General features: G+C 35.6%; 27 protein-coding genes. 14 read left to right on the forward strand and 13 right to left on the reverse strand.

Features of this window, described 5'->3' with window-relative positions:
- Positions 1-100 precede the first annotated feature (100 nt).
- The 4 genes from Bandiella_RS01700 to Bandiella_RS01715 form a co-directional block, all read right to left on the reverse strand.
- Positions 101-847, reverse strand: coding sequence for an IS1 family transposase (locus Bandiella_RS01700; protein WP_323733135.1), 747 nt, complete (start codon positions 845-847; stop codon positions 101-103).
- Between the two features lie 80 nt (positions 848-927).
- Positions 928-1,374, reverse strand: a complete 447-nt coding sequence (hemJ, locus tag Bandiella_RS01705) for a protoporphyrinogen oxidase HemJ (RefSeq protein ID WP_323733136.1) — start codon at positions 1,372-1,374, stop codon at positions 928-930.
- A gap of 2 nt (positions 1,375-1,376) precedes the next feature.
- Positions 1,377-2,627, reverse strand: a complete 1,251-nt coding sequence (locus Bandiella_RS01710; RefSeq protein WP_323733137.1) for an MFS transporter — start codon at positions 2,625-2,627, stop codon at positions 1,377-1,379.
- Positions 2,617-3,972: a sodium/proline symporter gene (locus Bandiella_RS01715; RefSeq protein ID WP_323733138.1), complete on the reverse strand. Its 1,356-nt coding sequence runs from the start codon at positions 3,970-3,972 to the stop codon at positions 2,617-2,619. The genes Bandiella_RS01710 and Bandiella_RS01715 overlap by 11 nt, the downstream gene beginning before the upstream one ends.
- A 241-nt stretch (positions 3,973-4,213) precedes the next feature.
- On the opposite strand from Bandiella_RS01715, the gene Bandiella_RS01720 reads away from it, so the two are divergent.
- From Bandiella_RS01720 to Bandiella_RS01725, 3 genes are read left to right on the forward strand one after another with little or no spacing between them, the layout of a single operon-like run.
- Positions 4,214-4,639, forward strand: coding sequence for an IS1/IS1595 family N-terminal zinc-binding domain-containing protein (locus tag Bandiella_RS01720; RefSeq protein ID WP_323732464.1), 426 nt, complete (start codon positions 4,214-4,216; stop codon positions 4,637-4,639).
- Complete coding sequence (locus tag Bandiella_RS07445; RefSeq protein WP_407651266.1) at positions 4,588-4,932, forward strand: IS1 family transposase; 345 nt, start codon at positions 4,588-4,590, stop codon at positions 4,930-4,932. Before Bandiella_RS01720 ends, Bandiella_RS07445 begins: the two co-directional genes overlap by 52 nt.
- Positions 4,933-4,947: 15 nt before the next feature.
- The gene (locus Bandiella_RS01725) at positions 4,948-5,715 is read left to right on the forward strand and encodes a ribonuclease T2 family protein (protein ID WP_323733139.1); all 768 of its coding nucleotides are present in this window, start codon (positions 4,948-4,950) and stop codon (positions 5,713-5,715) included.
- Between the two features lie 99 nt (positions 5,716-5,814).
- On the opposite strand, the gene lpxC is transcribed toward Bandiella_RS01725, so the two are convergent.
- Positions 5,815-6,663 carry a UDP-3-O-acyl-N-acetylglucosamine deacetylase gene (gene lpxC, locus Bandiella_RS01730; RefSeq protein WP_323733140.1) on the reverse strand — a complete coding sequence of 283 codons (849 nt, stop codon included), beginning with the start codon at positions 6,661-6,663 and terminating at the stop codon, positions 5,815-5,817.
- Positions 6,664-6,899: 236 nt separating this feature from the next.
- Between lpxC and Bandiella_RS01735 the strand changes: the two genes are divergently transcribed.
- From Bandiella_RS01735 to Bandiella_RS01775, 9 genes are all read left to right on the forward strand, one after another.
- Complete coding sequence (locus tag Bandiella_RS01735) at positions 6,900-7,163, forward strand: response regulator (protein ID WP_323733141.1); 264 nt, start codon at positions 6,900-6,902, stop codon at positions 7,161-7,163.
- A gap of 162 nt (positions 7,164-7,325) precedes the next feature.
- Positions 7,326-7,799, forward strand: coding sequence for an IS1/IS1595 family N-terminal zinc-binding domain-containing protein (locus Bandiella_RS01740; RefSeq protein WP_323733142.1), 474 nt, complete (start codon positions 7,326-7,328; stop codon positions 7,797-7,799).
- On the forward strand, positions 7,703-7,981 hold the full coding sequence (locus tag Bandiella_RS01745) for an IS1 family transposase (RefSeq protein ID WP_323733375.1): 279 nt from the start codon (positions 7,703-7,705) through the stop codon (positions 7,979-7,981). The genes Bandiella_RS01740 and Bandiella_RS01745 overlap by 97 nt, the downstream gene beginning before the upstream one ends.
- Positions 7,947-8,078, forward strand: coding sequence for a hypothetical protein (locus tag Bandiella_RS01750; protein ID WP_323733026.1), 132 nt, complete (start codon positions 7,947-7,949; stop codon positions 8,076-8,078). The genes Bandiella_RS01745 and Bandiella_RS01750 overlap by 35 nt, the downstream gene beginning before the upstream one ends.
- 204 nt (positions 8,079-8,282) lie before the next feature.
- Positions 8,283-8,912, forward strand: coding sequence for a 50S ribosomal protein L25/general stress protein Ctc (locus Bandiella_RS01755; protein WP_323733143.1), 630 nt, complete (start codon positions 8,283-8,285; stop codon positions 8,910-8,912).
- 144 nt (positions 8,913-9,056) lie between these two features.
- Entirely contained in the window at positions 9,057-10,376 is a 1,320-nt protein-coding gene (trmFO, locus tag Bandiella_RS01760) for a methylenetetrahydrofolate--tRNA-(uracil(54)-C(5))-methyltransferase (FADH(2)-oxidizing) TrmFO (protein WP_323733144.1), read from the forward strand.
- Positions 10,377-10,400: 24 nt separating this feature from the next.
- Positions 10,401-10,607, forward strand: coding sequence for a cbb3-type cytochrome oxidase assembly protein CcoS (ccoS, locus tag Bandiella_RS01765; RefSeq protein ID WP_323733145.1), 207 nt, complete (start codon positions 10,401-10,403; stop codon positions 10,605-10,607).
- The gene (gene argS, locus Bandiella_RS01770; RefSeq protein WP_323733146.1) at positions 10,604-12,331 is read left to right on the forward strand and encodes an arginine--tRNA ligase; all 1,728 of its coding nucleotides are present in this window, start codon (positions 10,604-10,606) and stop codon (positions 12,329-12,331) included. The genes ccoS and argS overlap by 4 nt, the downstream gene beginning before the upstream one ends.
- Positions 12,332-12,424: 93 nt before the next feature.
- Positions 12,425-13,188, forward strand: a protein-coding gene (locus Bandiella_RS01775; RefSeq protein ID WP_323733147.1) for an IS5 family transposase whose coding sequence is annotated in 2 segments (ribosomal slippage) — positions 12,425-12,797 and positions 12,797-13,188 — 765 coding nt in all. Because the reading frame shifts where the segments join, the coding sequence is not laid out codon by codon here.
- A gap of 193 nt (positions 13,189-13,381) precedes the next feature.
- On the opposite strand, the gene Bandiella_RS07450 is transcribed toward Bandiella_RS01775, so the two are convergent.
- The 6 genes from Bandiella_RS07450 to Bandiella_RS01800 form a co-directional block, all read right to left on the reverse strand.
- On the reverse strand, positions 13,382-13,750 hold the full coding sequence (locus tag Bandiella_RS07450) for a DUF2335 domain-containing protein (protein ID WP_407651257.1): 369 nt from the start codon (positions 13,748-13,750) through the stop codon (positions 13,382-13,384).
- The gene (locus Bandiella_RS01780; protein ID WP_323733148.1) at positions 13,710-13,937 is read right to left on the reverse strand and encodes a hypothetical protein; all 228 of its coding nucleotides are present in this window, start codon (positions 13,935-13,937) and stop codon (positions 13,710-13,712) included. Before Bandiella_RS01780 ends, Bandiella_RS07450 begins: the two co-directional genes overlap by 41 nt.
- A 66-nt stretch (positions 13,938-14,003) precedes the next feature.
- Positions 14,004-15,470, reverse strand: coding sequence for a cryptochrome/photolyase family protein (locus Bandiella_RS01785; protein WP_323733149.1), 1,467 nt, complete (start codon positions 15,468-15,470; stop codon positions 14,004-14,006).
- Positions 15,471-15,823: 353 nt separating this feature from the next.
- Positions 15,824-16,192 carry an IS1 family transposase gene (locus Bandiella_RS01790; protein ID WP_323733371.1) on the reverse strand — a complete coding sequence of 123 codons (369 nt, stop codon included), beginning with the start codon at positions 16,190-16,192 and terminating at the stop codon, positions 15,824-15,826.
- The gene (locus tag Bandiella_RS01795; RefSeq protein WP_323733088.1) at positions 16,096-16,569 is read right to left on the reverse strand and encodes an IS1/IS1595 family N-terminal zinc-binding domain-containing protein; all 474 of its coding nucleotides are present in this window, start codon (positions 16,567-16,569) and stop codon (positions 16,096-16,098) included. The genes Bandiella_RS01790 and Bandiella_RS01795 overlap by 97 nt, the downstream gene beginning before the upstream one ends.
- 18 nt (positions 16,570-16,587) lie before the next feature.
- Complete coding sequence (locus tag Bandiella_RS01800) at positions 16,588-16,830, reverse strand: hypothetical protein (RefSeq protein WP_323733150.1); 243 nt, start codon at positions 16,828-16,830, stop codon at positions 16,588-16,590.
- 64 nt (positions 16,831-16,894) lie between these two features.
- On the opposite strand from Bandiella_RS01800, the gene Bandiella_RS01805 reads away from it, so the two are divergent.
- A complete protein-coding gene (locus tag Bandiella_RS01805; protein ID WP_323732830.1) occupies positions 16,895-17,368 on the forward strand; it encodes an IS1/IS1595 family N-terminal zinc-binding domain-containing protein in 474 nt (157 codons plus the stop codon).
- Positions 17,272-17,640: an IS1 family transposase gene (locus Bandiella_RS01810; protein WP_323733367.1), complete on the forward strand. Its 369-nt coding sequence runs from the start codon at positions 17,272-17,274 to the stop codon at positions 17,638-17,640. The genes Bandiella_RS01805 and Bandiella_RS01810 overlap by 97 nt, the downstream gene beginning before the upstream one ends.
- 100 nt (positions 17,641-17,740) lie before the next feature.
- On the opposite strand, the gene dnaE is transcribed toward Bandiella_RS01810, so the two are convergent.
- Both dnaE and ruvC read right to left on the reverse strand, forming a co-directional pair.
- Positions 17,741-21,157 (reverse strand): DNA polymerase III subunit alpha, encoded by a 3,417-nt coding sequence (gene dnaE / locus Bandiella_RS01815; RefSeq protein ID WP_323733151.1) that lies wholly within the window; start codon positions 21,155-21,157, stop codon positions 17,741-17,743.
- Positions 21,126-21,599 carry a crossover junction endodeoxyribonuclease RuvC gene (gene ruvC / locus Bandiella_RS01820; RefSeq protein WP_323733152.1) on the reverse strand — a complete coding sequence of 158 codons (474 nt, stop codon included), beginning with the start codon at positions 21,597-21,599 and terminating at the stop codon, positions 21,126-21,128. The genes dnaE and ruvC overlap by 32 nt, the downstream gene beginning before the upstream one ends.

A 21,599-nucleotide genomic window follows, 5' to 3' on the forward strand; every position in this document is an offset into this window, starting at 1 on the left:
GGTCTATATTTTTAGACTTAAATGAAGAACCATCGTACATAACATATTTCCCACTTGCCTTGATTTTTCCTAAATCTGCATACTTATATTCCACAGAGTGTTAGCCAAAGATAGATATAAAATTGCCCTGCTCACTTAGGAAATTATTGTTATCCTCAAAATGTACCCAGAGCTTAATCGTAAGATCGACAACTTCTTCAGATTTTGAAACTACCTTTGTTTTTCTGGTCATTCTTGCAATTCTGTGCCTTGTGTTTGAGTTATTGGACTCAATTGAGAGTGTATGTTGTTTGCCAACAACATGTTGATGGCGAGGTATAACCTCTGAATAAACAGACCAATCGTCTGTGTAATAAGTGCAATTATCTCTACTTATGATTTTCCACAATTTTCTAAAGGTTGTAACGTTACGCTTACCAACCACCCAGGCAACAACTCTCTTGAGCTCCCTACTATAGGCTTTCCATATCCATAATTTGTTTTTTTTTGAATCTACAAAATGCCACATCTCATCTATTTCAACTTCTCTCAATTCTTCCGGCACTGTTGGTCTTGGTATCTTTTTAGCATACAGTATTATCCACTTATATACGCTAGTATGAGCTACTTTAAATAATTTCCCTAGCCATCTAAAGCTACTTTTTCCCATGCTGTACAATAACACTGCCAGAGCCTTCATCTCTGGCGAACAGCCTCTTAATTTAGTGCTTGTAAAATTACATCCACACTCTTTGCATTTATACCTTTGCATACCCCTAATATTACCATTCTTAACGTATTTACTGCTACTGCATTTTTTACACTCTGTATTCATATCTCTATTTTCTTTGTTGCTCGCTATATTCATTTTAGCATCTTATCTATCTTATGGCAACACTCCCTACTTTATATTGTGCACAAAAACAATGGTAAGAAATTAAACTCTGTCTATAAAAATTTTACTACAACAAGAGTCACAATTAGGATCATTAAAACTGTTGGGACTTCGTTAAAAATTCTGAAATATCTTTCGCTTTTCATATTTTTGTTCTGAGCAAAGGCAGTAGCATATTTTGCCATTAAATGATGAGAGTATAATAAAAACACCACTAATAGAAGCTTAACATGCATCCAAACATTTCCCTCAAATCCAATCGCATATATTAAAAGCATCCCAGAGGTTGAGCTTGTTATCAAACTGGGAAGCATTATTATTCTTAACAACTTTCTTTCCATCGTTTTGAATAATTCATCTGCATCAGAATGTGCCTTAACACGAGTATGATATACAAAAATTCTTGGAAGGTATAGCAACCCTGCCATCCAAGATATTATGGATATTATGTGAAAAGCCTTGATGTAGAGATAATAATCTATGACAAAATCTTTAAACATGGTTAAATTTCATTTGGTTTAGATTCGCCTAAGATATGTTCAAAAGCCAAATATACCAATGCAAGCAAAATTATATAAAAAGCTGGGGAATAGCTCAGTTCTGTGGTCCGCATTAAATAAGAGCATATCGCAGGAGCAAACCCTCCAAAAATTGCTATTCCAAGGGTATAGCTCACACCAACACCACTATACCTTACTTCTGTAGAAAACTTTTTTATGGCATATGGATAAGCTGGTGCACAAAGCCCAGCACTCAAAAGTGGAATCAAAGATATTCCGATCAAAAATAACATTTTATTGTCACTATTGATTGCCAAAAACGCTGGTATTAGCAGGAATATAATTGCATATGCAAAAGCAATCGTAAAATTTCTTGCACCAAACCTAACTGATACTTTGCCCATCAATACAAGAAAACTGATGAATAAAAAGATGGAGTATAAAGAATACTGCAGTGCTGCGATATGTGGTATATTTAATTGTTTTTCAAAGTAAGGGGTGAAATACGCCATAATAATATATGAAATAGCAGTAGTCACTCCCCCAAGGGATGCGATCAACATCATTTCTCTCCAATAGCTTTTTAAAACCGTTTTAATCGGAATTTTTTGTATTTTATTCTTTTTTTGTACGATGATAAAATCATCAGTCTCTGGTAAGGAGAACCTTAAATACAATTCTATAAGACCAAAACATGACGCTATAAAAAAAGGGATTCGCCAACTAAAGGAGCCAACAACACCTAATTGATTAATTAATATCCCAACCAAAGTTGCCAAGAAAGAACCTGTGATGATGGATGCGATAACTACACCCCCAATCATTCCTCTGTTTTCAACCTTACTGTGTTCCAAAATATATAATGCTGCACCAGGTCCTTCACCACCTACAAAAAATCCTTGGCACAGTCTTAACACCACGAGCAAAACAGGAGCTAAAGCAGCTAACATTTGATATCCAGGAATAACCGCAATTAAAAATGTGATAACGGACATCCCAAGTATTGTGTAGCTCAGACTTTTTTTCCTACCTATTTTATCCCCAAAATGGCCAAAAAATAATGCTCCCAATGGCCTTGAAAGAAATCCCGTTCCAAAAATAATAAACACTGAAAGAGTTTGGACAAAATCATCTAATTTTGGGAAAAAAGACTGACCTATCTCTTTTGAAAAAACAGCAAAAAGAGTGAAACCAAAATACTCAATGACATTACCCATTAATGACGTCAATGCTATTTTATATTTATTTGACATTCTCATTTGTTTTCCTAGAAACAGACGTTTTAGAGAATATACTGCATTGTATAAAAATTACAATGCTTGAAAGTATAAATCCAGGGATAATCTCGTATAGTTCAAATATACCTCCAAATTCTTTTAAAGAGTGCCAGATTATAACCGTCACTCCACCAGTAATCATTCCGTACATCGCTCCTTGTTTTGTAACCTTATTGAAATAAAGCGACAGCAAGATTACTGGACCAAATGCACTCCCCAATCCAGCCCACGCAACAGAAACCAAACCCAATATAGTATTGTTAGGCTTATGAGCAAACAAGGTGGATATGGTGACGACCAAAAACATAAACGATCTAGTATGCCAGATTTTATGCGACGCTTTATATTTAAAATCCAGCTCTGCCAAAGAGCACGAGATTGCATGAAGCTGAGAGGAGATTGTGCTCATAATAGCAGAAAGTACTGCAGCTAACACAACACCTGCAAGCCATTCTGGAAAAAGCCTGTCTGCTGCCAGTAAAAATATTGATTCTGGGTTAATTCCTTCATCTGCATTGAAGAGTACTTTACCAAATAAACCTACACAAAAAGCCCCTATTAACGATAATATCATCCATCCCATACATATTTTTTGAGATACATTCATTACGCGGGATTGCTTAATCGCCATAAACCTAACTAATATATGTGGCTGTCCAAAATAGCCAATCCCCCAACTTAAAAGCGAGATTATACCAATAACGCTCATGTTTAAAAAAGGGTTGCTAGTATTTATATCTAGTGCTTGAAAATTGTTATAAGCAGTCGATATACTACCTTGACTGGTTACTATGGCAATTGGAACAACTATAAGAGCAAATAGCATTAATGAACCCTGCATAACGTCACTCCAAGTAACTGCAACAAACCCACCTATTGAAGTGTACACAAAGATGAAAGCTGCACCAAACCACAGACAGTATGTATACTCAAAGTTTGTGAAGGTATTAATAAGTACTGCTAAGGCAATTAGTGCAGAAGCTATGTAGAGCATAAAAAACATAAACATAGTGACGACTGCAGTTACCTTAATTGCACCTGATGCATCAGAAAACCTGTTTGCAAGATAACTAGGGATTGTAAGTGAATTACCGTACTTTTGGGTATATACCCTAAGCCTTCTGGCAACAAATTGCCAATTCAAATACGCTCCCACTGATAAGCCTATTGGCAGCCACATTTCACTGGCTCCATATAGATATACAGCACCTGGAAGACCCATCATAAGCCATGCACTCATATCAGCAGCGCCAGCTCCAAGTGCAGTTGTGACAGCATTGAATTTCCTGCCACCAAGAACAAAATCTTTGGTATTTTTCACACTTTTTGAGGCTATAACACCAATTACAACGATAATAAAGAAATATAGTGCTATTACTAATAGTTTCATCTAATTGAAGTATTTTTAATCGTTTGAGCTTACCGAAGTGGTTAATATAGCATATACTTTGATAATATCAATAAACACAAGGAGGCAATTTCGAGGGAGTGTTTTAAAAGGGATAGGAAAGAAGAAAAGAATGTGATATAAGGAGAGGGAAGGAAAAAAAAGAAAGGGAAAAATGGAGAAAATAGAATGTAAATATTGCAAAGGGAAAGGGGTATCAAAAAATGGATATGCAAGGAAAAAGCAGAGATACAAATGTAAGAGTTGTAATAAAAACTTTACAGAAGGAGATGGTAGGAAGAATTGGAAATATGGTAATAAAGAGAGGAGCATGGTGATAAAGATGTATCTAAATAACTGCGGAATTAGGAGGATAGCTCACATATTAAATATCCCGTTAAGTACAGTATTTTATTGGATCAAACAAGCAGGGAAAGTAGTAGATGAGATGGTGACGAATCAAAAGATAGAGGGAGATAAGAAGCGTATAGAGATATTAGAGATGGATGAGCTATATACATACGTCAAAAAAAAGAGAATAAAACAAGAATATGGACTGCTGTCGATAGGGACAGATTCAAAACTGTTGCGTTTAAAGTAGGTTCAGGTGATAAAGAAAATTACGTAGATTTAGCTCGTGAGCTAGGAGAAAAATACCAAATTCGTTATATGTGTACAGATGGGTATGAGGTCTATTGTCATTATAAAATTGCTCAAATACATCTGCAGACAAAGTCTGAAACTTGTTTGGTTGAGAGCTTCAATTCCTCCTTAAGGGATATGCTTGCTAGATTAAATCGCAAGACTAAACGCTTTAGCAAGTGTTCTGAAATGCTAAGATTATCCCTTGTTTTATTTTTTAACAAAGCTTTAGCTCTTTCTATCTATTTATGAACACTCCCAATTTCGATGAGTATAGCAACAATAAAATCACGTGAGCCAAAAAACAACAAATTCCTGTATATATTATTCTTATTGTTAAGTGGAGCTTTGATATTGGTTTTGCATAATTTTTCTATAGCACAAAGCAATATTACTAAGAATGCTGAGTCTGGCAAATTTGACTATTATGTTTTTGCTCAAGCTTGGTATCCAACTTTTTGCAAGGGTCGGCCTAAAGGTGGGTGTGATGATTTATCCAACTATATGAAGACTGATCTTGCACCACATGGTTTATGGCCAAACTTGGAAAGCAAAAATCATACCACAAGCTACAATACTTCATGCGTAAAAAGCCCAGGGTGTAGGGATGATTATACCTGCACTATGGACGCTGAAACAATCGGCCCAGAGGTATTGGCAAAAATCCAAAACATGATGCCAACATCACTAATGAATCATGAGTGGAAAAAGCATGGAACATGCACAGGATTAAACCAGAAAGAGTATTTTGAAACTATATTAACACTGCAAAATTCGCATGCCACTCCCGATTTTATAAAGTACAATATTGGGGAGTATGTAACTTTCAACAATATTGCGCAGGCATTTGGAGGAGAGAAAATGGTTAATATAATTTGCAAAAGAAAAAACAAAAAACAGTACCTAGTTGAGGTTCATCATTTTTTGGATAAAAATTTAACCACCATAGAAAAAAAATATAACGCAACAAATAACTGCAAGAAAAACGAAGAGATATACATCGCGACAGCTGAGAGTCATAAACCAATATTTTAAGCATGTTCCATGCCAGCCTAAAGTCTATGTCACAGCTATTAGCCTGCACTCCTATACTCCGCTAACTCCAAAAATTGGCGGAGTATACAATCAATCGTATCAGATTATTCTATAATCTGCTTCAGTTTGGAATATTTTTCTTAGAATCTGGTTGTTAAGATTATGTCCTGCTTTTTTTGCTTCAAATTCTCCTATTATCTCGTAACCAGATAAAAAAAGATCTCCAACGCAATCCAATATCTTATGCCTGACAAACTCATCTTTGCACCTTAGCCCCCCAGGATTCATCACCCCGTTTGCATCCAGTCCTATACTATTGGTAAGAGATGCACCTTTTGCTAACCCTATCTTTTTCAAGTATTCAACTTCCTCAAAGAACCCAAAAGTTCTTGCATAGCCAATTTCTCTTTCAAATTCTTGCAAACCTGTAAATTCGCAGCTCTGCTTACCTATCGCTTGATGTTGAAAATCTATAGCAAAATTTACAGAAAATTTATCTGAGGGCCTAACAATCATCTCCTTATCATCCTGTACAACCTTAATCGTCTTTAAAATTTTAAGCTTTCTTTTTTCCTTGAATTGCTTCTGGAGCCCAGAATTTTTTATAAGTTCTACAAAGTCTTTAGAGCTTCCATCCATCGCTGGCACTTCCGGCCCAGTTAGCTCAACTAAAGCATTATCAATTTTCATCCCCCAAAGAGCAGCCATCAAGTGCTCTATAGTACTGATTTTAACACCGTGTTCATTGGAAATTTCCGTACACATCTTGGTATCAGTTACATTATAAAATTTGGCTGGCACTATGTTGTTCGAAGAAATATCGCTGCGTTTGAACACGATCCCTGAATCTACTTCTAGTGGGCTGATTTTTAACTGAACATCCGCCCCAGAATGCAGACCTATCCCAGATAAAACACCTGTTTTGCGTATTGTTTGTTGATATTCCATTTATTCAATTAATACATATGCTTCAATAGACAAATACCCTAAAACAATCTGTATTTTAAATGAAAAAATATTACTAAATATTGCAATCAGCTAGTAACATTCAGAGTTATTGTTCTAAGTGAGGTTATGCAAGAAGTTCTAATGTTCCTTGAGATTATATTAAAAAAACACTTGCAAATCTCAATAAAATATAACTAAGATATAAACCAGTTGGGAATATAATATAATTTAGAGAAATGTATATAGAACGTTCAGATTTACAAAGAAAAAAGGCAAATAAAGAGATTACCATACTAATTGTGGAAGATAATTCCTACGTTAGAAATCTGGTTTGCTCAATTTTAAAAAAACATGAATACAACCTGGTAGTTGCAACAAACGGGGCGGAAGCAATAAATAAACTAAACATATATGGCGCAAAGATTATAGATTTGATCATAACCGATTATCAAATGCCGCAAATGAATGGCTTGGAATTCATGAATGAAATAAGACAGTAAGATAACTTCAAACATATTCCTGTTATTTTACTATCCCAGTACAATAGCGTTTTCTTCCACGCAAATAATAAAAGTCAATTAGAGGTGTTTGATAGCGTTGTCCACAAAACAAATTTATATAAATTTTTGGGAGTGTTGCCATAAGATAGATGAGATGCTAAAATGAATATAGCGAGCAACAAAGAAAATAGAAATATGAATACAGAGTGTAAAAAATGCAGTAGCAGTAAATACGTTAAGAATGGTAATATTAGGGGTATGCAAAGGTATAAATGCAAAGAGTGTGGATGTAATTTTACAAGCACTAAATTAAGAGGCTGTTCGCCAGAGATGAAGGCTCTGGCAGTGTTATTGTACAGCATGGAAAAAAGTAGCTTTAGATGGCTAGGGAAATTATTTAAAGTAGCTCATACTAGCGTATATAAGTGGATAATACTGTATGCTAAAAAGATACCAAGACCAACAGTGCCGGAAGAATTGAGAGAAGTTGAAATAGATGAGATGTGGCATTTTGTAGATTCAAAAAAAACAAATTATGGATATGGAAAGCCTATAGTAGGGAGCTCAAGAGAGTTGTTGCCTGGGTGGTTGGTAAGCGTAACGTTACAACCTTTAGAAAATTGTGGAAAATCATAAGTAGAGATAATTGCAGTTATTACACAGACGATTGGTCTGTTTATTCAGAGGTTATACCTCGCCATCAACATGTTGTTGGCAAACAACATACACTCTCAATTGAGTCCAATAACTCAAACACAAGGCACAGAACCCAGAATTGCAAGAATGACCAGAAAAACAAAGGTAGTTTCAAAATCTGAAGAAGTTGTCGATCTTACGATTAAGCTCTGGGTACATTTTGAGGATAACAATAATTTCCTAAGTGAGCAGGGCAATTTTATATCTATCTTTGGCTAACACTCTGAAATTTTTAATCTTGGAAGTTCAGAATCTGTTAATGAAAATCAATGCAGGTTCCAGGCAAAAGTTCACAAGTCAAAAATGTGCTTCAACCCTTTAACGCAAATGTTATATGTATAAAATTTTTTGTTGCGAATAATGTGGCTATACTATAGAATTCCTCGTAAATAATCTTTTATTGTTATTACAGGTATACAAATTATGACTGAATTAATATTGGCATGTGAAGAGAAGGCGCTAGCAGGAAGAGGAAGTTCTAGAGCTTTAAGAAGGCAAGGTAAAATTCCAGCTATTATATATGGATTTGATAGCAACAGGATGATTAGTGTTGTCTATAAAGACTTTTTGAGGGAGTACATGAAGGGGAGTATGCTTTCGAAACTTTTTAGTTTGCAAATTGGCAAAGAAGTTTTAAAGGTCATACCTAGGGAAGTGCAAACTGATCCTGTTACCGACAATCCAATCCATGTTGATTTTCAGTTAGTAAACGAAAACATCCCAATAAAAGTTTCTGTAAGAGTAAAAGTTATCAATCAAGATAAATCTCCTGGTATCAAAAAGGGTGGCGTGTTAAACATCGTAAAACGAAATATTGCTTTGAACTGCATTCCTAGAAATATACCAAGATATCTAGAAATTGACGTATCAGGTTTTGAAATAGGTCAAAACATTCATATCAACGATATCAAACTAGCAGATGGTGTTTCGCCTGTTGAGCATGGTAATTTTACGGTTTTAACAATTACTGGAAGAGTAGAAGAGGAAAAAGAAGAGGGTAAAGAAACAGAAACCGCAGCAGCAGCTAAACCAGCTGAAAAGAAGGTAAAATAAATTATACACAACACACAAAATAGCATAATTCAGTAATCATATAACTGTTAGACTTTGTTTTTGCTGTTTTGTCATTTCTCTCTTGATTATACGTCTGTATACAGTTTATTTATGCTTAAACAACGAATTGCAGCCTTTTAAAACATGAAGAGTGTAAACATTATTGGTGCCGGTCTTGCTGGATGCGAGGCGGCTTGGCAACTTGCCCAAAGAGGGGTGAAAGTTGAGCTTTTTGAAATGAGGGGAGTGGAAAACACTCCAGCACACAAAACAGATGATTTGGCAGAGCTTGTTTGCTCAAACTCATTTCGTTCTGATGACATAAAATCAGCGGTTGGTATTCTGCATCAAGAAATGAGATGCCTTCAGTCTTTGATAATGCAAGCTGCAGATGATTCTAAGGTACCAGCTGGTTCTGCTTTGGCTGTTGACAGGAATGTTTTTTCTAAAACAGTAGAGCAGCATATAACAAACCATCCAAACATTAACCTGGTTCGTAAAAGAGTAGATATAATACCAGAAGGTAATACGATTATCGCAAGTGGACCTTTAACCTCTGATATACTAGCCAATAACATATTAAAAAGTAGTAATTCAACTGATTTTCTATCTTTTTTCGATGCTATATCCCCAATTGTTTATAAGAATAGCATTAATTTTGACATAACTTGGTTTCAATCCAGATATGATAAAGGTGGTGGTAAGGACTATATAAATTGTCCTCTCACAGAAGAACAATACTACAGTTTTGTACATCATCTGGTTGCCTCAGAGAAAATAGAGTTTAAGCAGTGGGAAAAGAATACTCCGTATTTTAATGGGTGCTTACCGATTGAAATAATGGCAGAAAGAGGCAAGGACACTTTAAGGTTTGGGCCTATGAAACCGGTTGGGTTGGTAAACCCAAAAACGGGAAATAGGCCATTTGCCGTCGTTCAACTGAGGCAAGATAATAAAGATGGGTCCCTATACAATATAGTTGGTTTTCAAACTAAGATGAAGTATGACGAGCAAAAGAGGGTATTAAAAATGATTCCAGGCCTTAAGAATGCTGAATTTGCAAGATTGGGAGGAATACATAGAAACACTTTTATCAATAGCCCCAAAGTGTTGAATGCAAATCTAAGCCTAAAAAACAACCCTGTATTAAAGTTTGCTGGTCAAATTACTGGGGTTGAAGGGTATGTTGAAAGCGCAGCTATTGCTTTATTATCAGGAATTTATTTAGCGTATGAATTAAAAGAAGCACCCACACCATTTATAAGCAGAGATACGGCTTTGGGTTCTTTAGTGAATTATATTGTGAATGAGGCTGACAGTTCTAATTTTCAGCCGATGAACATTAATTTTGGCTTATTTCCAGAGATTCATGTAAAAAAAGGAGAGGATAAAAAGGGCTTGCTATCCGACAGAGCATTAGCCAGCTTGCAAAAATGGAAAAACACCTATAGCATAGCCGCATAGATTGCACAAAACCACATAATTATTATGAGCGTATTATTATTCTTAATTCCAATTGCTGCCGGTATAGCATTTTTAGGCGTTGTTGGCATCTTTTGGTCTATTAAACACAACCAATTTGAAGACTTAAAAGGAGCAAGTCAGAGAATACTTTATGAAAAAAAAATAGTATTCAAAATTTTGGCAATATCACGTGCCAATATACCCATGAAGAACTCAATGACTAAAATATGAATATATTTAAATATTTTAAGGATAGGATTTACAACATCCTTTTGCCGAGCTACAAAACTTTATGTTATGAAGATGTAAAGGTGGAATATCCAAAGAATAAAGAACATGGTGACTTGTCCACAAACGTTGCGATGGTTATTGCAAAAAAACTTGGTGTACCCCCAATGGACATAGCCAATGAGTTGGCACATCTCATAAAACATGACGAGCACCTTATAGAAGACATAAGTGTTGCCGGAGCTGGCTTTCTTAATATCAAATTAAAGGGAGTGTTTTGGTCACTTTTTTTAAAAGATCTGCTTGAATTTGATACCAATGCTCCAATGTTAGACATAGGACAAAACGAGAGAGTAAATATAGAATTTGTTTCGGCTAATCCAACAGGTCCATTGCATATAGGTCATGCAAAAGGTGCTGTTTTTGGTGATGTTATAGCTAACCTATTGTCAAAATGTGGGTATGACGTGACAAGAGAATTTTACATCAATGATGCAGGAAATCAAATACTAACATTGGCCAAATCATTGGATATAAGGTATCAACAGTTATTGGGAAATGATGTTATACTGAGTGATGATTGTTATCCGGGAGAATATTTAATAGATGTAGCACAAAGGCTTCATGCAAAATTTGCAAAAAGTCAAGACATGTTAGAAACAACGCAGAAAGAAGAGATATTAAAAACTTTCGCAACCGATGAAATGTTGCAGACCATAAAACAGGACCTAGAAGAGCTAGGGGTTTACCATGACGTATTCACATCTGAAAAAAAACTAATTGAGGAAGGAAAAGTCGCGCATGCGATTGAAGTCCTTAAAATGAAAAATTTGCTATATACTGGCATGCTTGAAAAGCCAAAAGGGGAAATGGCTGATGATTGGGAACAAAAAGAACAGCTGATATTTAAATCAAAAGAGTTTGGTGATGATAATGACAGAGCCGTTGTAAAGTCAGACGGAAGTTATACATATTTTGCATCCGACATTGCCTATCATCTTGATAAATTTGAACGTGGTTATAACAACATGATTTTATTACTCGGTGCTGACCATATTGGGTATAAAAAAAGGCTTACCAGCGCAGTTACAGCGTTAAGTGATGGCAAAGCGCAGTTAAATGTTAAAGTTTGCCAATTGGTAAAACTCTTGCGAAATGGGGTTCAGGTAAAAATGTCTAAACGTTCTGGAAATTTTATCACAATGAAAGAGGTGTTAGATGAAATAGGGAAAGATGCTTTGAGATTTGCAATTTTAACAAAAAGCTCAGATACCATGCTTGATATAGACATGGAAAAAATAAAACAGCAAACAAAAGAAAATCCGGTTTTTTATGTTCAATACGCTTCAACCAGAGCTAATTCTATCTTAAGAAAAGCGAGGGAGATTGGCGTGAATGCAGAAAGCCTCAACGTCGATGATGTTGATCTATCTCTCCTAAACACCGAATATGATCTTAACATTATCAAACTTTTAGCCCTGTTCCCTAAGATTTTGGAGTCTTGCGCAAGCAGTCTGGACCCGCATAAAATCACATATTATCTTTATGATCTTGCTTGCACATTTCATCAAATTTGGAGTAAAGGCACTAAGGAGGAAGATATAAAATTTATTGTTAAAGAGAACATAAAGTTAACACAGGCCAGGATAATACTGACAAAAGCTGTCTTGGTAATTATAGAATACGGCCTTGATATTTTAGGCATTAAGGCAGTTAAATCAATGTGAGAAATCAAGACTAGTATATTTTTTGTAATCTTAGATAGTGTCGTCATGAGATTTGTGATATAATATGAAAGAAAAGATAAATCAGGAGTAAAAATGGATTTAGGGCTACATAGGCATGATATAACAGATAATATGTGGGATTTGATAAAGGATCATTTACCAGGAAGGGAAGGTACGTGGGGAGGTTTGGCACATAATAACAGAAGATTCATTAACGCAGTATTTTGGATATTAAGAACAGGTTCTCCCTGGAGAGATTTGCCTTCAGAATATGGAGGATGGAAAAATACACATAAAAGATTTTGCAGATGGAGAGACAAAAGGATATGGGAGGCTTTATTGGAGATATTTGTGAAAGAACCTGATATGGAATGGTTAATGATAGACGCAAGTCATAGTAAAGTGCATCCACATGCTTCAGGTGCAAAAGGCGGCAATCAAGATATGAGTCGTACAAAAGGGGGCTCAATACAAAGATTCACCTTGCCTTGGATTCACATGGTATGCCACTCAAAGTTATTATCACAAAAGGCTCAGAAGCTGATTGCAAGCAGGCTGTTAATCTTATTGAAGAGATGAAAGCTGAGTACTTACTAGCCGACAGAGGGTACGATGTTAATTACATAATTGACCATGCCCAAGAATTGGGCATGAGCGTTGTTATTCCTCCTAAAAAGAACAGAATCACCCAGAGAAAATACGATAAAGATTTATACAAAATAAGGCATATTGTAGAAAACACCTTTCTTCATCTTAAAAGATGGAGGGGAATTGCAACCAGATATGCTAAAAATTCAGCTTCTTTCCTTGCCGCAATTCAGATTAGATGCTTATCTCTTTGGCTTAAAATCTCATGACGACATTATCTAGTTTGCAAGAGGTTTATACCTCTCGTAAATCAAGAGTTGATGAAATTTATAGACGACAGAGAACTTGGAAAAGAGCGAGGAATACGAGTGATGAGCATGAGGAGCGTACAAAAGTACGTGACGAAATGCGAAGTCCGAAGTATGACGACGCCAATTTTTCAAGTTCTCGGAGTATATCTCTTTAGTTTCTATACTTCCTGTTCATCAAGAAGAAAAACACAAACCATGTAATAAACAAAACGGCTCCACTGCCAAATTGTTGTTCATAAAAGAACCTAGTTGATATTATTAATACAACTATGCTGAACAAAAATGCTAATATTTGCCCAATCCTCATCGTCATATTCATAGACTTTAAATAATTATCTTCCCAATTTTTTTGCTGCTCTTGCTTTTGCTTTGTGAGTTCCAATAATCTTTCTGTAAACCCGGGTGATATTTCTTCATAGCTCTCAAGCATTGCTGGAGAAGGTAGTGATGAAGATGGCCTGTTGTTTTTGTAGTTCGGCTTATAATCCCTTTTTATGTAACGTACGTTCTTTTGCTTCATTTTTTTCGTTTTTTATTATATTGAAGTTATCTAATATGCTATGCACAACCACATCAAAATGGTTAGAATGTGAGCTATACCCTGCAACATTCTTAATAATTGCATCAACAGAGGATAATTTTCCAAATGATATAAACCCTTTAAGCAATACCTTGCTAAGCGTTTTTAATTTAGATATTGACATCATTTTATATAAATGCTTTTAGGTATAATTTGATAGTCGCAATTTTAGCATTAATAAATTTTATTACAATCAGTTTTCGTCTAACTCTTCGTATTGACTTGTTACTGCGCGCGAACCAGCAATATTACGGGTGTAAGCTAATAACGCTGCTTCTCTGGATATCTTTAGATCAATGATTGGATTTGGATAATTTACACCCAATACAACACCTGCGCTGTGTAATATTTTTTCTGGGGCCTGCCATGGTTTAAACAAATATCTGTCTGGTAATGATTTTAATTCTGGCACAAATCTTCTCGTATATTCTCCTGTGCTATCAAATTTTTCCCCCTGCGTTATAGGGTTAAATACCCTAAAATAAGGAGCAGCATCAACACCACAACCAGCAACCCATTGCCAACTGGCACTATTATTCGCAATGTCCGCATCAATAAGACAGTCCCAAAACCAGTCTCTACCAAAATGCCAATGTATCATCAAATTTTTCACCAAAAATGAAGCAACAATCATACGCACTCGATTATGCATATATCCAGTTTGCCATAGTTCACGCATCCCAGCATCAATGATTGGATATCCTGTATTCCCAGTTTGCCACGCATGTAAGTAAACATCATTTTGCTTCCAAGGGAATCGATGAAACTTGCTTTGAAAGTTTTCTTTATGAAGCGCTGGAAAATGATACATCAAATAACATGAAAATTCTCGCCATATCATTTCACTGAAAAAATGCTCAGAATCGTCTTCCCCCGCATTAAAAACACCAATCGAATAAATTGCATCAAAAATTTGATGCGGCGATATCTCTCCAAAACGAAGATGTGGAGAAAGTCCAGAAGTATGGTTTTGACCTGGATAATCTCGTCCTTTTTTATAGCCACACAGCTTGTTTGTTATAAATCCAGATAACTTATGTGCAGCAGCTTCCTCCCCTACACGCCAACCATTCATTATTTTTGTCTGCCAACTGTGTTGTGAAATAAACTTAAAGGTCTCGATAGTTGTGTCATTATTTTTATCTTTAATAAGATCGAGAGTTATGGGCTTAGAGATTGGATTTCTCGGAGCAATGGTGATAGCCTTTCTTTTATATGCGCCAAATACCTTATAATAACTGCCATCATCTTTTAAAATAGCTGTTGGGGACCACAGATACGAACTATTATAACTCTTGTATAAAACGCCCAGCTTTTTAAGCATGGTTATAACCAAAGTTTGCTGCTCGATACCCCACTTATCATAACAATCACTCCAGAAAACATGTGTCACGCCATGTCTTAGGATCAGCTCTCTTATAACTTCTTCTGGCTTACCCTGATATAAATTTAGGTTATTTTTTAGGGATTTTTGCAAATTTTGAAGAGAGTGGTGCAGCCAAGTCCTACTGGCACTGCCAATTTCAAATTCTTTCGGACAGGTATTATCATTGATGTAGATGGGCAAAACTTTCCCCATATTAGCAGCCTCTGTTAAACCTGCGTTATCCGATAAACGCAAGTCCTGTCTAAACCAAAAGATAGATATAACTTTATTCATATCCAGAAACTCCTTTAATAATTTGTTATAACTAGAGAATGGAAAAAAATTCAAGCTGGAAGGCCATATGAATGCGAAGCCTTTAAGCAGTGTATTCATTTAACCAATCATTCAAGTAAATTGGTACACCGCTTCAAAAAAATGTCCACTATAGCTAGCTGCATCTTAGCAAAATAAGTAAGCTACAGCAAATTGAAAAATTGATTGCATAATATAAAAAAATTTTTTAGCCTCAGAAAGAGCAAGTGAAAAAGGAGTGTTTTATGTCTAAATTAACATCTAAAGAAAGATTTGATAAGTTAAATCATAAAGTTTCTGATCGTGATCGTCTAATGGTTAATAAAAACAGAGTGTTAGCCAAAGATAGATATAAAATTGCCCTGCTCACTTAGGAAATTATTGTTATCCTCAAAATGTACCCAGAGCTTAATCGTAAGATCGACAACTTCTTCAGATTTTGAAACTACCTTTGTTTTTCTGGTCATTCTTGCAATTCTGTGCCTTGTGTTTGAGTTATTGGACTCAATTGAGAGTGTATGTTGTTTGCCAACAACATGTTGATGGCGAGGTATAACCTCTGAATAAACAGACCAATCGTCTGTGTAATAAGTGCAATTATCTCTACTTATGATTTTCCACAATTTTCTAAAGGTTGTAACGTTACGCTTACCAACCACCCAGGCAACAACTCTCTTGAGCTCCCTACTATAGGCTTTCCATATCCATAATTTGTTTTTTTTGAATCTACAAAATGCCACATCTCATCTATTTCAACTTCTCTCAATTCTTCCGGCACTGTTGGTCTTGGTATCTTTTTAGCATACAGTATTATCCACTTATATACGCTAGTATGAGCTACTTTAAATAATTTCCCTAGCCATCTAAAGCTACTTTTTTCCATGCTGTACAATAACACTGCCAGAGCCTTCATCTCTGGCGAACAGCCTCTTAATTTAGTGCTTGTAAAATTACATCCACACTCTTTGCATTTATACCTTTGCATACCCCTAATATTACCATTCTTAACGTATTTACTGCTACTGCATTTTTTACACTCTGTATTCATATCTCTATTTTCTTTGTTGCTCGCTATATTCATTTTAGCATCTTATCTATCTTATGGCAACACTCCCCCATTTTGATTATTTACCAACTCATGCTCGTTAGAAACGTCACCAGATCCCTCTTCCTCAATTACATAAAGTTCTATACCTGGTCTCTGGTTAACAGTATTAATACCTATACTGACGTCACCAATATCTAGGAGTTTAACATTCGTAGACAAATTCTCCTCCGCACTTTTTTGCCCTTTTCGCTTCTTTAAACTATCTTGAGAATTTTCAATGCTCCTTAATTTCATTCTTATACTTTTTCTTCCACTTTACTTTATGGGAGTGTTGCCATAAGATAGATAAGATGCTAAAATGAATATAGCGAGCAACAAAGAAAATAGAAATATGAATACAGAGTGTAAAAAATGCAGTAGCAGTAAATACGTTAAGAATGGTAATATTAGGGGTATGCAAAGGTATAAATGCAAAGAGTGTGGATGTAATTTTACAAACACTAAATTAAGAGGCTGTTCGCCAGAGATGAAGGCTCTGGCAGTGTTATTGTACAGCATGGGGAAAAGTAGCTTTAGATGGCTAGGGAAATTATTTAAAGTAGCTCATACTAGCGTATATAAGTGGATAATACTGTATGCTAAAAAGATACCAAGACCAACAGTGCCGGAAGAATTGAGAGAAGTTGAAATAGATGAGATGTGGCATTTTGTAGATTCAAAAAAAACAAATTATGGATATGGAAAGCCTATAGTAGGGAGCTCAAGAGAGTTGTTGCCTGGGTGGTTGGTAAGCGTAACGTTACAACCTTTAGAAAATTGTGGAAAATCATAAGTAGAGATAATTGCAGTTATTACACAGACGATTGGTCTGTTTATTCAGAGGTTATACCTCGCCATCAACATGTTGTTGGCAAACAACATACACTCTCAATTGAGTCCAATAACTCAAACACAAGGCACAGAATTGCAAGAATGACCAGAAAAACAAAGGTAGTTTCAAAATCTGAAGAAGTTGTCGATCTTACGATTAAGCTCTGGGTACATTTTGAGGATAACAATAATTTCCTAAGTGAGCAGGGCAATTTTATATCTATCTTTGGCTAACACTCTGAAATGGCGATCCTCATTTATCACGATAAACTCCGGTTCTCATTTTCACCATTCCTATAAATTCCTAAAAAATTTCTACTTATGCAGAGGCCTTTCATATGTTCACCTTAATTCCATTTTGAATTAATTTTTCTAACTCAATTATGTCGATCAACAAAGGACTGTTATGTTTAAAATCCACAACATCGCCTGACTCCAACTCGGCCATTAAACTTATCTTAACACCATCATCATTATTTATTTTATCCCTTAGAAAATCTAATTGATTTTTGTTTTTTATCACGATGTTAAGACGTATGTCTGAATCCAAAATTGCTTGTCTAACCTCTTGAACGTCTTCAGCTATAATTCTGATCCCAGCTGCATCCTTCCTTACCTCAGCTTTAAAATAAAGGGTGTTCCCTTCTTTTAAAAGATCAATGGTTTTATAAAGCAAATCTTCGTTAAAAATGGATAAGTCAATAATTCCTTTTAGATCTGAAATCTGTAAGAAGGCGTACTTACCTCTTGCTGTTGAACGCACTTTTTTTGATAACAAAACGCCTGCCAGTTTTATTTTTGATAGCTGATTTTCAATTTCATCTATTTCGCATGCTTCTGTGATGCCTAATTTTTGTAATATAATCTGGTACTTTTCAAGTGGATGAGCAGTTAAATAATATCCAAAAGATTCAAACTCAGCTTGCATCCTCTCTTTTTCATTCCACTCGTTGAATTCCTCTAATTTTGGCTTAAACCTCACACTACTGTTGGAGTCAAAAAATAGGTCTAGTTGATCCTCATTTTTATTCACTACACTGCTTTGCTTAAGCAGCAACTCTATATTCATCAACAATGTAAGTCTTCCAACGTTAAAATCATCAAAAGCTCCTGATTTTATAAGATTTTCAAGGACTTTTTTATTGATTCCAACTTCGGCTAATCTTTCGACAAAATCGAATATATCTTTGAATCTCCCTCTTTTTTCTCTTTCCTCCGTAATTAAATCCATTATCTTTTTTCCAACGCCTTTAAGACCTGCAAGTCCAAACCTTAGCTTCCCATTTTTTATTGTGAACTCCGCTTTAGAGTAATTAATATCAGGCAGTAAAATTGTGATACCGAATTTCTTCGCCTCCATTAGGAATATGTATATTTTATCAGTGTTATCTATCTCTAAATTGATAGAAGCAGTTAAAAATTCTAATGGAAAATTAGCTTTTAAATAAGCTGTTTGATATGAGATATATGCATAAGCCACAGCATGGGATTTGTTAAATCCATAGCTTGCAAATTTATTTACAAGGTTGAAAATCTCTTCAGCTTCATAGTTTTTAATGCAGTTATTTATGCAACCCTGGACAAACTTATTTCTTTGAGCTTCCATCTCCTCTTTGATTTTTTTGCCCATTGCTCTTCTTAGCAAATCTGCTTCTCCTAGTGAATATCCAGCTAATACTCTGGCTATCTCCATTACTTGTTCTTGATACACAATAATCCCGTATGTTTCCTTCAGTACTGGTTCAAGAAGTGGATGTATATAATCGATCTTTTCTCTGCCATGTTTTCGATTAATATAACTTGGTATATTATCCATTGGCCCAGGTCTGTAAAGAGAGCCCAAAGCTACTAAGTCATCGATGTTATCTGGTTCAGTTTTTTTGATGCTTTCTCTCATACCGGAGCTTTCAAACTGAAATACGCCGATACAATCTCCGTTTGCCAACATCTGATAAGTTTTAGCATCATCCAAAGCGATCTTATTAAAATCCAAGTTAATACCGCTGGCTTTGATCAATTTACAAGTCCAAGAAATTACTGTTAAAGTTTTTAACCCCAAAAAGTCAAACTTTACCAGCCCGATTTTTTCTGCATATTTTAATGAATATTGCACAACCGGCATACTGGAATTTGCATCTTTATAAAGCGCAATAACTTTGGTTAGCTCTTTATCAGCAATAACAACGCCAGCAGCATGGGTGGAGATATGTCTGTTTACACCTTCTAACTTTAAACTAATAGATATTAGCTTTTCCAAACTTGGATCACTTTTGCTTTGTGCTTTTAATTCCTTATCCATATCAATTGCCTCTTTAAGGCTGACTGGATTGGCTGGGTTATTTGGTACCATTTTACAGATGCTGTCAACTTGCATGTATGGTATCTGAAGTACTCTTCCAACGTCTCTAAGTACTGCCCTTGCTTGCAGTTTTCCAAAAGTGATGATATGGGCCACTTTGTCACTTCCAAATTTTTTCCTTACATACTCAATTACCTCATCTCTTCTATCCTGGCAGAAATCTATATCAAAATCAGGCATAGATACTCTGTCTGGATTTAAAAATCTCTCAAAAAGAAGGCCAAATTTTATTGGGTCCATATCGCTAATCTGTAAACTCCAAGCAACGATAGAGCCAACCCCAGAACCACGACCAGGCCCAACAGGTATGCCATTTTTTTTACTCCATTGTATAAAGTCAGCAACGATCAGAAAGTATCCACCAAAATCCATCTTGTTGATAACCGCCAACTCAAACTCCAGTCTGTCAAAATACTTTTTTTGCGTATCTTCGTTAAAATTTGTGCTTGCCAATCTTAACTTCAGCCCTTTGGTTGCCTGTTGTTTCAGTTCCTCTGCTTCATCTTGATTGGAGTTTAAAAATTTTGGAAGGAGTGGTTTACTTTCTTTTAATAGAAAAGAACATTTTTTTGCAATTAACTCTGTATTTCGTACTGCCTCTGGGACATCTGAAAACAGCTCTTCCATCTGTCTTTTGCTTTTAAAATAAGACTCACTCCCTGCTTTGTTGCGATCATCCTCAATTAGGTACCTTCCTTCTGTAATGCATATTAGGGCATCAAGTGCATCTTGCATTGTTTGGTTAATGTATTGGGCAGGATTGGTTGCAACAATTGGAATGGATTTTTCCAGTGCGACTGTGGCCAAAAATTTCTCAAATTCATATTGATGTTCATGGTTCTCCGTTCTGGTTAGTTCTAAGAATAAGTTATCTTGAAAATTTTCCAATAATAAGTTAACCAAATCTTTGGCTGCTTCATGTTTATCTGCGTAAAAAAGTTGTTCCATCGGAGAATTATTGCTTCCGCATAGCGCTATCAGTCCTTTTGAATTTTCAAAAATATCCTCCAGTAAAACATGTGGGGGAGTTGTATGATCCGTATTACCCAAGTAGCAGTTGCTTACTAATTTCATTAGGTTTTCATATCCTTCCCTGGTTTTGGCTATCAGTAAAATGTTTGCGTATTGTTCCTTTTCATTACCATAATTGAGAGTTAATACTGAACCTATGATGGGTTGAACTCCCTTTTTTTGGCATTCCAACGAAAACTCTAATGATCCAAACAAATTATTAAAATCCGTAAGAGCAACTGCTGGTATATGGCTTTTAAAGCAATGCTCCGCAAGGTCCTGAACTTTGATAACACTTTTTCCTATAGAGTAATCAGAGTATGTGCGGAGATTGATGTAGTTGGACATCTTACTCTCCTTTTTGTTTGTAATGGCTAGCATAACACAAAGCTATTGCCAAAGCATCTGCTTCATCAGAAATTTCAGTTGTAACTTCTGGTAGCCAGTACTTGATCATTTTGATTACTTGTGTTTTATCTGCGCTTCCGCTCCCAGTGATGGTCTTCTTCACTTTTTTGGCTGGGTAATCAACAAGTGGGATTTTATGATGGGAAATTGCAATAATTGCTGCCGCTTTGGCTTGAGCCAGTTTTATTGAACTTTGGTTGTTGATGTTGATATATGTATCTTCAATTGCTGCAGCATCTGGGGTGTGTATATTTACAACGTCCATAATCTTAGAAAAAAGCTGGTGTAGTCTTTCTGGATAAGGTGTTTTTAACGATGTTTTTATTACACCAGATGCAATATATACAAATTTATCTGCCCCTTTATGCTCAATCACCCCCCATCCTGTAAAATTAAGTCCTGGGTCTATGCCCAT

Origin of the sequence: Candidatus Bandiella woodruffii, from assembly GCF_034359465.1 — a bacterium.
Lineage (GTDB): Bacteria > Pseudomonadota > Alphaproteobacteria > Rickettsiales > Midichloriaceae > NDG2.